Annotated in this window: 12 protein-coding genes and 1 pseudogene; 11 read left to right on the top strand and 2 right to left on the bottom strand. The window is 66.4% G+C overall.

What is annotated here, in order from left to right:
- From VB737_RS11995 to VB737_RS11955, 9 genes and pseudogenes are all read left to right on the top strand, one after another.
- A partial coding sequence (locus VB737_RS11995; protein ID WP_500313238.1) for a SufD family Fe-S cluster assembly protein occupies window positions 1-602 on the top strand: 602 nt, incomplete at its 5' end.
- A 23-nt stretch (window positions 603-625) separates the two neighbouring features.
- Complete coding sequence (locus VB737_RS11990; protein WP_500313240.1) at window positions 626-1,906, top strand: SufS family cysteine desulfurase; 1,281 nt, start codon at window positions 626-628, stop codon at window positions 1,904-1,906.
- Window positions 1,907-1,919: 13 nt separating this feature from the next.
- Complete coding sequence (locus VB737_RS11985; RefSeq protein ID WP_500313236.1) at window positions 1,920-2,336, top strand: L,D-transpeptidase; 417 nt, start codon at window positions 1,920-1,922, stop codon at window positions 2,334-2,336.
- A 185-nt stretch (window positions 2,337-2,521) separates the two neighbouring features.
- On the top strand, window positions 2,522-2,974 hold the full coding sequence (locus tag VB737_RS11980) for a hypothetical protein (RefSeq protein WP_500313234.1): 453 nt from the start codon (window positions 2,522-2,524) through the stop codon (window positions 2,972-2,974).
- A 26-nt stretch (window positions 2,975-3,000) separates the two neighbouring features.
- Window positions 3,001-3,957: a lysozyme inhibitor LprI family protein gene (locus VB737_RS11975; RefSeq protein WP_500313232.1), complete on the top strand. Its 957-nt coding sequence runs from the start codon at window positions 3,001-3,003 to the stop codon at window positions 3,955-3,957.
- A gap of 108 nt (window positions 3,958-4,065) precedes the next feature.
- A complete protein-coding gene (locus VB737_RS11970) occupies window positions 4,066-4,671 on the top strand; it encodes a DUF1294 domain-containing protein (protein ID WP_500313231.1) in 606 nt (201 codons plus the stop codon).
- Between the two features lie 144 nt (window positions 4,672-4,815).
- Window positions 4,816-5,340, top strand: a pseudogene (locus tag VB737_RS11965) (DUF1993 family protein).
- A 4-nt stretch (window positions 5,341-5,344) separates the two neighbouring features.
- Complete coding sequence (locus VB737_RS11960) at window positions 5,345-6,211, top strand: DNA alkylation repair protein (protein WP_500313229.1); 867 nt, start codon at window positions 5,345-5,347, stop codon at window positions 6,209-6,211.
- Window positions 6,212-6,297: 86 nt separating this feature from the next.
- Window positions 6,298-7,140 (top strand): ABC transporter six-transmembrane domain-containing protein, encoded by an 843-nt coding sequence (locus tag VB737_RS11955; protein WP_500313227.1) that lies wholly within the window; start codon window positions 6,298-6,300, stop codon window positions 7,138-7,140.
- Window positions 7,141-7,163: 23 nt separating this feature from the next.
- Here the strand turns inward: VB737_RS11955 and VB737_RS11950 are convergent, their stop codons facing one another.
- Window positions 7,164-7,709: a methyltransferase gene (locus VB737_RS11950; RefSeq protein ID WP_500313239.1), complete on the bottom strand. Its 546-nt coding sequence runs from the start codon at window positions 7,707-7,709 to the stop codon at window positions 7,164-7,166.
- 15 nt (window positions 7,710-7,724) lie between these two features.
- Complete coding sequence (locus VB737_RS11945; RefSeq protein ID WP_500313225.1) at window positions 7,725-7,886, bottom strand: hypothetical protein; 162 nt, start codon at window positions 7,884-7,886, stop codon at window positions 7,725-7,727.
- Between the two features lie 116 nt (window positions 7,887-8,002).
- On the opposite strand from VB737_RS11945, the gene VB737_RS11940 reads away from it, so the two are divergent.
- Both VB737_RS11940 and VB737_RS11935 read left to right on the top strand, forming a co-directional pair.
- Window positions 8,003-10,786: a cyclic nucleotide-binding domain-containing protein gene (locus tag VB737_RS11940; RefSeq protein WP_500313224.1), complete on the top strand. Its 2,784-nt coding sequence runs from the start codon at window positions 8,003-8,005 to the stop codon at window positions 10,784-10,786.
- Between the two features lie 6 nt (window positions 10,787-10,792).
- The coding region (locus tag VB737_RS11935) for an amidase family protein (protein ID WP_500313221.1) at window positions 10,793-11,613 on the top strand (821 nt) is incomplete at its 3' end.

Genomic DNA, 11,613 nt, shown 5'->3' with positions numbered 1-11,613 from the left:
GCTCGGAGTCGGGCTGCCTGCTGGCCACCGTGGCGGTGGAGCAGGCCACAGGCAGCCGCTTCAGCAGCGTGAGCGCCCACGGCGGCTGGGCCCTGGGGCGGCTGGAGCCGCGGCTGGTGCAGCGCGAGGGGGCGGCCCACAGCGCCCACAAGGCGCTGCAGCTGGCGGATGGCCGCCAGATCAGCGACACCCACAGCCAGATGGTGTTCGGAGGTCCGGACGGGCGGCTGGAGCAGCTGCACAAGGCGGTGGCCGACGGCCAGGGCCGCAGCGTGTTCAACGGGGCGGTGCAGGTGCCCCGTGCAGCCCAGCGCACCGATGCCGCCCAGCTGAGCCGCAACCTGCTGCTCTCGGACCGGGCCCGCATCGACACCAAGCCCGAGCTGGAGATCGTCGCCGACGACGTGCGCTGTGCCCATGGCGCCACCGTGAGCCGGCTGGAGCAGGACGAACTCTTCTATCTGCAGAGCCGCGGCATCGCCGCCGACCAGGCGGCCCGGCTGCTGTTGCGCGGCTTCTGCGAGGAGGTGCTGCAGGAACTCCCCGCGGCCGCCCGGCCGTGGCAGCCTCTGGCCAGCTTGCTGGGGGAGCAGGGACGATGACACCGGCCTCCACCAACTCGCCGATGGTTGCGGCGCCGCCGCTGGCGGGCACGCCGGTGGTGGCCGACCTGGCGGTGCAGACGCGGCCCGATTTCCCCCTGCTGGCCCAGACGGCCTGCCTGGGGCAGCCGCTGATCTACCTGGATTACGCCGCCACCAGCCAGAAGCCGCGCCAGGTGCTGGAGGCGCTGCAGCAGTACTACAGCCTCGACAACGCCAATGTGCACCGCGGCGCCCACCAGCTGAGCGCCCGCGCCACCGACCATTTCGAGGCGGCCCGAGGCAAGGTGGCCAGCTTCATCGGCGCCGCCAGCGCCCGGGAGATCGTGTTCACCCGCAACGCCAGCGAGGCGATCAACCTGGTGGCCCGCACCTGGGGTGACGCCAACCTGCGGGAGGGCGATGAGGTGCTGCTGTCGCTGATGGAGCACCACAGCAACCTGGTGCCCTGGCAACTGCTGGCGGCCCGCACGGGCTGCGTGCTGCGCCATGCGGGCGTCACCGAGAGCGGCGAGCTGGATCTGGAGGACCTCAAGGCCAAGCTCAGTGATCGCACGAAGCTGGTGAGCCTGGTGCACATCAGCAACACTCTGGGCTGCCTCAATCCGATCGAGGCGGTGGCCGAGCTGGCCCACGGCGCCGGCGCCCTGCTGCTGGTGGATGCCTGCCAGAGCCTGCCCCACAAGCCGGTGGACGTGGCCGCCCTGGGGGCTGATTTCCTGGTGGGTTCGTCCCACAAGCTGTGCGGGCCGACGGGCATGGGCTTCCTCTGGGCCCACGAGGCGCTGCTGGAGGCGATGCCGCCGTTCCTGGGGGGCGGCGAGATGATCCACGACGTCTACCTGGACCACAGCACCTGGGCCGATCTGCCCCACAAGTTCGAAGCCGGCACCCCGGCCATCGGTGAGGCGATCGGCATGGGCGCCGCCCTTGATTACCTGCAGAACCTCGGCATGGAGCGGATCCACGCCTGGGAGCAGCAGCTCACCCGCAGGCTGTTCGAGCGGCTGCAGGCCATCGATGGCGTTCGGATCCTGGGACCCACCCCAGACCAGCAACCCGACCGGGCCGCGTTGGCGGCGTTCAGCGTGGACGGGCTGCACGCCAACGACATCGCCGCCCTGCTGGATTCGGCCGGCATCTGTATCCGCAGCGGCCACCACTGCACCCAGCCCCTGCACCGCCACTACGGCCTGGCTAGCTCCGCCCGCGCGAGCCTGGGCTTCACCACCACCCCCGAAGAGATCGACCGCTTCGCTGAGGAGCTGGAAGGCACGATCGGGTTCCTGAGGGAACACAGCTGAGGGGGGCGGGGCCTTGAGCCTGCTGCTGCTCGCCGCCGTGGAGGTGGTGGCGGCCATCGTGATCGACCTGTCGGAGCAGCGCCTGCGGGCCCTCGATGCCAACGGCGCCACGGTCTATGCGGCCCTGGTGTCGACGGGCCTGCCCGCCACCCCCACCCCCACGGGGCGCTTCGTGATCGGCAGCAAGTACGCCGCCACCTCCCTGGTGGGCGCCACCTACCGCACCCCGGTGGTGCCCCACGTGATGTGCCTGACGGGTGGCGGCCTGCGGCCGGACGCGGTGTGCCTCCATCCCGCCCCCTGGCAGGACGCCGCCCGCCAGTGCTACGGGGTGCGCCGCAGCCACGGCTGCATCCGCACCAGCCAGGCCACGGCCAGGTGGTTGTTCGAGCGCACGGCGGTGGGGACGCCGGTGGTGATTCAGGAGTGAAGGGTGCGGGCTGAGTGCATCACGGAGCCGTGATGCAGGTGGCGCCAGGCGCATCGATGGGCCAGGATTCCGTGATGGTGGTGGTTCTCGGTGACGTTCAGGCGGGGGAGTTGCTGCATGGGCGGCGACATTGAACCTGTGGTGCGGGCATCACGGAACAGCCCATTTAGTAGTTAGGATGAAGTATGAGCCCTGAATTTGTAGCTATTTTGGATGAAAGAGAACAGTTGGGGCTCTGGTTTGTCCTGCTCCCAATGTGTCTGGGATTCCTGGCTTTGCTTGTTTCAGCCGTAAAAGCTCGGAAGGGAATCGCGTTAATCCATACCACTCTCCTGGCAATAGCTTCTGTTGCAATACCTACTCTCATGGGTGGTTTTTGGTGGTCCGAATTAAGCAGCGTGGCCACAAGCCATGAAGATAGAGAATGGATATTAAATCATGATGGCGGACTGATAATTGCGCCACTCTCCGCGATCCTTATAGCTACTGCATTTTGGGTGTTTTCCGTATTGGTTTTATCCATTCGGTCTGTGATTGCACGTCTTCGAAAGGCCAAAGAGAAAAAGAGCAATATCTTGACGCCAATAAGTCATCCTAACAATCGCATGCAGTCGGACGCGGCGAAGCCGCGCCGCTGATGCGAAGCGTTAGATTTTCTTGAAACATGAGTCGCACACGAGACATAATTCAGGAAATTGCGGACATCCGCCAGCGTCGGCGCTTTGGCTCTGCCATGTCCGAACTACCAGTGCGACTCTTTGCGCTTGAACAGGTTTTTGAGGAGTATGACAAGTCACAGAGCGAACTAACTCGATACTTTCCCGTTGCGCTTATTGCCTGTGTCGAAGGCTACTTTCGGATCGCCATAAAGGACCTAGTCGATTCGGGTGATCCATATCTCAGCAACGCGGGAAAGCCTGCATCGTCGCTGAAGATTGACTTCTCAATACTCAGAGCCGTGCATGGAAAGGCAATCACGGTTGGTGAGCTCGTCGCCCATGGCATACCACTGAGTCGTCTCGATTACATTGACGGCGCTTTAACGATTTTGATTGGCAAGGGGTTTCTTGAAGCACTCCGAACGACCACTGATCGTTGGGCCCACGAAGTGAAGGGAGAACAGGCAAGTCCAATCCTTGCGGATCCTGATCGGGTCTTCTCGGATGTAGCGAGGACCTTTGAGTTGCGACATATCATTTGCCACGAAATCGCGTCGGCATACGAAATCGAGGCTGACGAAGTCGCACGCTGCTTTCAAAGTTGTGTGGCTTTCTTGCGAACAGCCGATGAATTCATTTCTGAGACGTTGCATCCCGGTGCACCCATGACGCAGACTGATATGAACATCGCTGCTGGAGAGTCTCTCTCAGAAGCCAGATGCAGATTGGAGGATGCGTCCGAAAAAGTCAAGCAACACCTCAATACAACTGAACTTGCTGCCTTCAATGAATCACAAAGCAAGTGGGAGGCGTATTCGAAGGCGTGGGTAGCATTCGTGGCAGGAGAACGCTCCAGTAGTGGAACGATCTGGCCATTGATTGCTGCAGAGGTTGCCGAAGAGATGGTGAATCGCCGAATCGAAGAGATCTCTTGCTGGAGGAGACTGGGAGATGGTCTCTAGAAATCTAACAAGCCCCTGGAGTGGACAGGCCACCACCGATTCCCTACCTCCGATGAAAGTCCTTGCCTGCCACTCAGGGGCAGCGTTTTACCGACGAAGAACAAGCCGATGCGACTAAGCGGGAACCTCAGATCGTGGAATGATGAGCGAGGCTTCGGGTTCATCAAACCAGCACAAGGTGGTAAGGATATCTTCGTTCACATCAAGGCCTTCCCGCCTGGAACCGGCCGCCCGACGATCGGGCAAGTTTTGACCTTTGAAATTGAAGTTGGTCCAAACGGCAAGATTCGTGCGCACTCAGTTCACTCCCAAGTAAATCACCAAGCACCCAAGACTCCTCGAACGGAGTCTCCTGCATCATGGACTCTCCCTCGGCTACTGGCAATCCCAGCTTTCGCCTTAGTCTGGCTCTATGTTGCAAGTCGATGGTCGGTTAATCCTATGGTTTTTGTGGCGTACATCGCGCTCAGTCTCTTGACTTTCCTTGCATATGCGGTCGATAAATCGGCTGCTATCAATGGACGCTGGCGAACGCCGGAGAAGACATTGCATCTGCTTAGCTTGGCCGGCGGGTGGCCTGGCGGCTTACTTGCACAGCAGCTACTGCGCCACAAGTGTTCCAAGCAGAGCTTCGTGGCGGTCTTCTGGATCACAGTGGCCGCAAACGTCGCGGGCTTTTTCGCATGGCATTCAGGGCTGCTCCGGGATGTGTAGACATGACGGCACGGACTAACATCCAGATGCAGATGGTGGGAGCGGATCTTGTCTGTCAAGTCGCTGCTGTCCTGCCCGCTTCTGATCTGGAGCGTTAGTTCGATCGCACTACAATCTGTGCCCCTGGAGACATCGGAGTATCCAATGACTGTTTCCCGTGTTGACGTCGCAGTCAGAACGTTCGACTCTCGCCTGGCCACGCTCGACCACTTATTGGGAGTCGGTTTAAAGCACCTGAGAGAACCCGATTCGGCCTACTTCGAACGCCGCCTGGCACCAGATATGCTTCCGCTGGGAGCACAGGTTGCGTTCACCTGCAATCAGCCGAGAAACTTTGCGTTGTGGTTGGAGGGCTTCTCGGCCGACGACCTCGATCCGAAGGTGGACTCCCTGGTGCTCGCCCGAGCCCATCTATCGGAAATATGAGCTTTGCTGTCGAAACACGAGGGGTCGCTCCAGGTCCTTCCCGCAGTGAAGCATTTACAGCTGGGCCCCGGCCTGCACGCGGACCTGACTGGCGAAGACTACCTTGAGGCATTCCTGCTGCCCAACTTCTACTTTCACCTGGTCACGAGCTACGCCATTCTTCGTGGGGCTGGGGTGCCACTGGGGAAGCGGGATTATATGCTTCATTTGCTTCCCAAGGTCGTCCAGAGTGCCATCGACTAAGCCCATGCCGCGGACGCCTCGCATACCCACTCTTCCTGAAGCGCCCCGTTCTATTCAGAAGGGCACGCCCCTGAAGCACCTGCTCGGCCAGGCGGCCATCGAGTGCCTGGCCAGGAACATTCAGTGTGTCGATTCAGGCTTCCCGGCCCGCCGATTCTGTGAAACCGCCCAGGCCGGCCTGGAACCACTCGCCATCATGCAGCGAGGCCGGCACATCGCCCGGGCCCTGCATCAACGCCTGCCGGCTTCCTATGCGGAGGCCGTCCAGATTCTGCTGGCCTCCTTGACGCCCGAGCAGCTGGACACGGAAGCGATGGGGCTGGCCAGCTTCTTCTATCTTCCCCACAGCTTCTTCATCGCCGAGTATGGGCTGGATGCCCAACACAACCGTGGCATCGACCCCTTCGAAACGTCCATGCTGGCCCTGCATGCCATCACCACGCGGTTCACGGCGGAGTTCGCGATCCGTCCGTTTCTGATCCAGAGGCAACAGCGCACGCTGGAGCAGGTGGATCAGTGGGTTAGCGACCCGAACCCGCATGTGAGACGCCTGTGCAGCGAGGGGACGCGGCCCCGGCTTCCCTGGGGGAAACGCCTGCCATCGTTCGTCGCCGATCCGAGGCCAACGCTGCCGATCCTCGAACGGTTGAAAGACGATCCATCCCTTTACGTTCGCCGCAGCGTTGCCAACCACCTGGGCGACATCGCCAAGGACCATCCGGATCTCGTCTATGGCCTCTGCGAGGGTTGGTTGCGGGAGGGTACCTCCGCCGACCTGCGTTGGCTGATCCGCCATGCGGTTCGCTATCCCGCCAGGCAGGGAGATGCGCGGGCAAGGAAGATTCGTGAGGCAGCCCCTGCGCTTCCCTGAAGCGCCTGGCAACGAAAAGGCTGTTGGCGGCGGCGGCGTCAGCCCTGGGGTGGGCGCTGCCAATCTGGTGACAGCAGGGCAGGGTGATGCCTCAGACGATCCTTGCCAGCCTCTCCCGCGCTGAACGGCTCTCGATCGCCGGCACCTACGGGCTCACCCTGCTGGAGAACCTCTGCATGCTTGCCTACCCGGCGCTCACCGGCTGGGCGGTGGACGGCCTGCTGAAGAACAGCTACCGCGGCCTGACGGCTCTGATCGGGGTGTGGCTCGTGCACCTGGTGGTGGCCTTCGTGCGGCAGCGTGTCGACACCCGTGTGTTCATGGGCCTGTTCGCGCGCCTGGCCGTGCTCACCGTGGCGGAGCAGCAGCGCCTGGGCCACGGCACGAGCGTCGTGTCGGCGCGGGTGGAGATGATGCGCGACATGGTCGGCTTCTTCGAAGCCGACGTGCCGGCGATGGTTTCCCAGGTGGTGACCGTGATCGGCTCGCTGGTGATGCTGTTCACCTACGACCTCGAGGCGGGCTTCATCGCCATGGCGGTGCTGCTGCCGATGGGCCTCGTCAACGCCTGGTACTGGCGGCGCGCCCGCCACCTGCATCGCGGCCTCAATGACCAGATCGAACGCGAGATCGAGGACATCGAGGCCGCCCGGCCGCTGCGCCTGCGGCGCCACTTCGGCCGGGTGCGTCGCTGGCAGGTGCAGCTCTCCGACAGCGAGTCGTGGACCTGGACCGTGACGGAACTGGCCACGATCGTCGCCCTCGTCGTCCTGCTGATCGATTTCACCCGTTCGCCGATGTTCAGCGCCGGCGCCATTTATGCCGTGCTGGCCTACGTGTTCGATTACCTGCAGGGCCTCGATCACGCCCCGGCGGTGGTGAACAGTTTCGCCCGGCTGGGCGACATCCGGGCGCGGCTGGCGTCCTGAGGCCGGAGGTGACCTCGTCGCCCCTATGCCGGCCTGAGCACCGCCAGGGCTTCGGCCCGGTGCTGGCCCTGCCATCCCCATTGCCACCGCCAGCCCGCCGCCTCCGCCTCGGCCACGATCCACTCCGGGTCGGCCGGGTGGTCGTACTGGCTGAGATGGGCGATCACCTCCTCCTGCCGCTCCGGTTCCAGCGGGCTCCAGCCGTGCACGCGGGCGCTGTAGCGGCCGACGTAGGTGTCACGGTTCTCCCCCGGGGCGCGGAACACATCGGCCCAGAGCAGCAGGCCCCCCGGGGCGATGCGGCGGCGGCAGCCGCGCAGGAAGCGCCGTTTGCCCTCCGCCTGCAGGTGGTGCACGGCGAAGCTGCTGAGGATCAGATCCGCCGGTGGCGGCTCCGGCCCGTCCGGCCCATCCGGCTTCGCCTCGGCCCAGGCCAGCAGGTCCCCCTCCACGAAGCGGCAGGGGTAGGGCACCGTGCCCAGGGCCTCGGCGGCCAGGGGCAGCACAGCCCCATTGAGATCCAGGCCCGTGAAGGAGGCCAGGGGCAGGCGTCGCAGCAGCGGCGGCAGCAGGGACAGATCGCCTCAGCCCAGGTCCACCGCGTGGGGGGGCGGCGCCGCGGGGCCGCGATCGGCCAGCCAGGCGTCCACCGTCCCGGTCAGGGCCGCCGTCAGGGCCCCGTGCTCCATCAGGTCGTGCTCCAGCACCCGGCGATAGGTGTCCCAGTGGCGCGAGAAGAAGGTCATGGCATCGATTCTTGACGGTTCGGAGTCCTCGTCACTTCCGTCAGCTTCCGGAGGCCATCGCTATGGTCAGCGCCACTTCGGCGCGTCGGCGCGAGTCAGCAGTGACGGAACGGCGGATGCATCTGGTGCGCTGGGCGCTCACCACCGGCTGGATCCTGATCATCCTCTCCCTGCTCTACGACCCGTTCACGCCCCGCTTCACCGCCCCCGACCACCCCTGGAGTCCCCTGCGGATCCCCGCCGACTGCGTGACGGTGCAGGGCGCCTGCCTGAGCGAGACCCCCTACCCCCTGGGCACCACCCTGTTCTGGGGCCTGGTGGTCCCCTCGGGCATCTTCATCCTGCTGGTCTTCGGCCATGAGGTGTGGCGGCGCATCTGCCCGCTCTCCTTCCTCTCCCAGATCCCCCGCGCCCTGGGGCAGCAGCGCCAGATCGCCCGGGTGAACCCCAAAACCGGCGAGAAGCGCCTGCAGCTAGCCAAGGTGCCGGCCGATTCCTGGCTCGGTAAGCACTACTCCCGGCTGCAGTTCGGCTGGCTGTTCGTCGGCCTCTGCGGCCGCATCCTCTTCTTCAATGCCGATCGCCTGGTGCTGTTCGCCTGGCTGGCCTTCACCATCGCCTGTGCCATCGCCGTGGGCTGGCTCTACGGCGGCAAGAGCTGGTGCCAGTACTTCTGCCCGATGGCGCCGGTGCAGAGCGTCTTCTCCACCCCCACCGGCCTGCTGGGCAGCCCGGCCCACATGGCCAGCACGCCGATCACCCAGTCGATGTGCCGCACCGTCCAGCCCGACGGCAGCGAGCAGAGCGCCTGCGTGGCCTGCCAGCAGCCCTGCATCGACATCGACGCCGAGCGCCTCTACTGGGCCCGGCTGCCCAGCCCCGCCTTCGCCTTCGAGCGTTACGGGTACGTCGGCCTGGTGTTCGGGTACTTCGTTTACTACTACGTCTACGCCGGCACCTGGGACTACTACTTCTCCGGCATCTGGCTGCGCCAGGAGGACCAGCTGGCCCAGCTGCTGCGGCCTGGTTTCTTCCTCTTCGGCCAGCCGATCGATGTGCCCAGGCTGGTGGCGGTGCCCCTGTTCCTGGGGCTGTGCACCTGGCTCGGCACCCTGGCCGGCCGGGCGATCGAGTCGGCCCTGCGCCGCCGGGTGCGCCGCACCGGCGCCGAGCCCGATCGCGAGCGGATCCGGCACCGGGTGTTCGTGGTCGCCACCTTCCTGGTGTTCAACTTCTTCTTCCTGTTCGCCGGCCGCCCGCTGCTGCTGCTCGCCCCCGACTGGGTCCAGTACCTGTTCGAGGTGACCCTGGTGGCCGTCAGCACCCTCTGGCTCTACCGGGCCTGGAACCGCTCCCCCGATCTCTACGGCCGCGAGAACCTGGCCGAGCGCTTCCGCAAGCAGCTCACCCGCATGGATCTGAATGTGGGGCTCTACCTCGACGGCCGCTCCCTTGCCGACCTCGGTACCGAGGAGGTGTACGTGCTGGCCAAGGTGCTGCCGGGCTTCACCGGCCAGAAGCGGCTCGAGGCCTACAAGGGCGTGGTGCGGGAAGCCCTGGAGGAGGGCTTCGTCAACGCCGCCAGCAGCCTGGAGGTGCTCAAGCAGATGCGCCTCTCCCTCGGCATCAGCGACGGCGAGCACCGCCAGCTGCTCGATGAGCTCGGCGTGGAGGATCCCGGTCTGCTCGATCCCGACAGCCGCCGCAGCCTGGAGGACCAGATCCGCCTCAGCGGCTACCGCAAGTCGCTGGAGCGGCTGATGCTGGTCCAGCGTCTCGGCAGCGGCCCGGTCACGCCCGGCCCGGATGGCGCCGCCCTGCAGTCCCTGCGGCGTGAGTACGGCATCTCCTCGCGCGAGGAGGAGCGGGTGCTCGACGACCTCTCGCCGGCCGCCGCGGCGATCCACAAGGTGGAGCGGCTGCTGGAGCGGCTGCCCGCCCTCACCGACGGCTACCGGGCCCTGCACCAGAGCGCCCTGCGCCACCAGTCCGCCGTGCTGGCCCTCCTCGACGACCGGCTGCAGCGGCGCAAGGAGCTGACCCTTCGGGCGATCCTCGACGGCCTGGCCACCCTCCAGGAGGACCCGGCGGTGCCGGCCCTGGTGCAGCGCCTCCAGGCCATCGCCCCCCTGGAGCTGCCGGAACTGCTGCGCCGGGAGGGCTGGGACTCCCGCCTGCCGGCGGCCGTCGCAGGCACCCTCGCCCATCCCGGTGGGGAGGCCCCCTCCTGCTCCCTGGAGATGCCCGTCGAGGAGACCCTCGGTTTCCTGGCCAGCCTGGCCGCCGATGCCAGCCCCACCCTCGCCTCCGCCGCCCTGTTCCTGACGGCCTGCCTCGATGGCGGCCGGGCCCGGTCCATGGCGGCCGAACTGGGCGTGCCCGGGGCCCCGGCCCTGCTGCTCCAGACCGCCCGGGCGGTCGAGGCCCTCGACGGCCCCCCGGCGCTGCACGACTTTCCCGAGCTGGAGAAGCGGGTGTTCCTGGCCACCAGTGATTTCTTCCGCCGCTCCGACGCCGACACCCTCGATGCCCTGGCCACCCAGGCCGATGTGCGCGCTTTCGCCAAGGGCGAGCTGATCACCGAGGCGGGCGATACCTGCCGCGAGCTGCTGCTGCTGATCGAGGGCCGGGCCAGGGTCCTGCACCGTGACGGGGAGCGCACCTGGGTGGAGGATCTCCAGCCCGGTCGGGTGCTCGACGAGCTCCAGGTGCTCACCCACAGCGCCTCGGAGAGCACGATCGTGGCCGAGGCCGACGGCACCCGGCTGCTGGCCGTGCCGGTGGATTCCTTCGATGCGGTGCTGGAGCGGGATCCCGACTTCGCCCGTCGGGTGCTGGAACTGGAGAGCGGCCAGCTGCAGCGGCTGATGCGGGCCGGCGGACCCTCCCCGGTGCGCTAAGGGGCCATGGGGATCGGCACGGGGCTGCTGCTGGCTGGGCTGGTCCTGCCGTTTCCGCCGGCGGCCCTGGCTTCGCCAGCGCCTGGGCCTGAGCTGGCCCCTCCCAGCTGCGAGGCCCGGATCCGGGCGGTGCAGGCGGAGATCCTGGGCCGCAACCTGGCCACCGGCTCCGGGCCGCCGCTCAACGCCTTCCAGCAGCTCAATCCCTACGCCCTCGAGCAGGCCGCCGCCCTCGATCGCGCCCATGCGGCGGGCGCCCCCGCCGGCCCCCTCGACTGCCTGCCGCTGGCGGTGAAGGACAACTTCGCCACGGCCGACCAGCCGATGGCGGCCGGATCCCTGGCCCTGCTGGGCAACCAGCCGGCGGCCGATGCCGAGGCGGTGGCCCGGCTGCGGGCCGCGGGGGCGATCGTGGTGGGCACCACCACCATGGATGAGTTCGCCTTCGGCATCCGCGGGCTGTCGGGGGCGGCGGGGCGGGTCGGCAACGCCTACGACCCCTGGCTCAGCCCCGGGGGCTCCTCCTCCGGTTCCGCCGTGGCCGTGGCGGCCGGCTTCGTGCCCCTGGCCCTCGGCAGCGATAACTGCGGCTCCCTGCGCCTGCCGGCCGTCTACAACGGCGCCGTGACGCTGCGGCCCACCCAGGGGCGCTTCTCGAGCGCCGGTCTGCTGCCGCTGGGTTTTGTCAACGGCACGCCGGGGCTGATCGCCCGTGACACGGCCCTGCTGGCCCGGGGCCTGGCGGTGCTCGATCCCACCTGGCGCTCCGAGCAGGCGGTGGCCCCGCCGGACCTGCGCGGCCGGCGGCTGGCGGTGCTGGCCAAGGC

The sequence above is a fragment of the Synechococcus sp. BA-120 BA3 genome (genome assembly GCF_034931285.1).
Classification (GTDB): Bacteria; Cyanobacteriota; Cyanobacteriia; order PCC-6307; family Cyanobiaceae; genus Cyanobium.
The sequence above is the reverse complement of the archived record's forward strand: the minus strand, read 5'-3'. Positions and strand labels throughout refer to the sequence as shown.

Excerpts from the sequence above, each read along its gene's own strand:
- VB737_RS11990 (WP_500313240.1), top strand. The coding sequence starts at position 626 with ATGGTTGCGGCGCCGCCGCTGGCGGGCACGCCGGTGGTGGCCGACCTG.
- VB737_RS11980 (WP_500313234.1), top strand. The coding sequence starts at position 2,522 with ATGAGCCCTGAATTTGTAGCTATTTTGGATGAAAGAGAACAGTTGGGG.
- VB737_RS11975 (WP_500313232.1), top strand. The coding sequence starts at position 3,001 with ATGAGTCGCACACGAGACATAATTCAGGAAATTGCGGACATCCGCCAG.
- VB737_RS11970 (WP_500313231.1), top strand. The coding sequence starts at position 4,066 with ATGCGACTAAGCGGGAACCTCAGATCGTGGAATGATGAGCGAGGCTTC.
- VB737_RS11960 (WP_500313229.1), top strand. The coding sequence starts at position 5,345 with ATGCCGCGGACGCCTCGCATACCCACTCTTCCTGAAGCGCCCCGTTCT.
- VB737_RS11955 (WP_500313227.1), top strand. The coding sequence starts at position 6,298 with ATGCCTCAGACGATCCTTGCCAGCCTCTCCCGCGCTGAACGGCTCTCG.
- VB737_RS11945 (WP_500313225.1), bottom strand. The coding sequence starts at position 7,886 with ATGACCTTCTTCTCGCGCCACTGGGACACCTATCGCCGGGTGCTGGAG.
- VB737_RS11940 (WP_500313224.1), top strand. The coding sequence starts at position 8,003 with ATGCATCTGGTGCGCTGGGCGCTCACCACCGGCTGGATCCTGATCATC.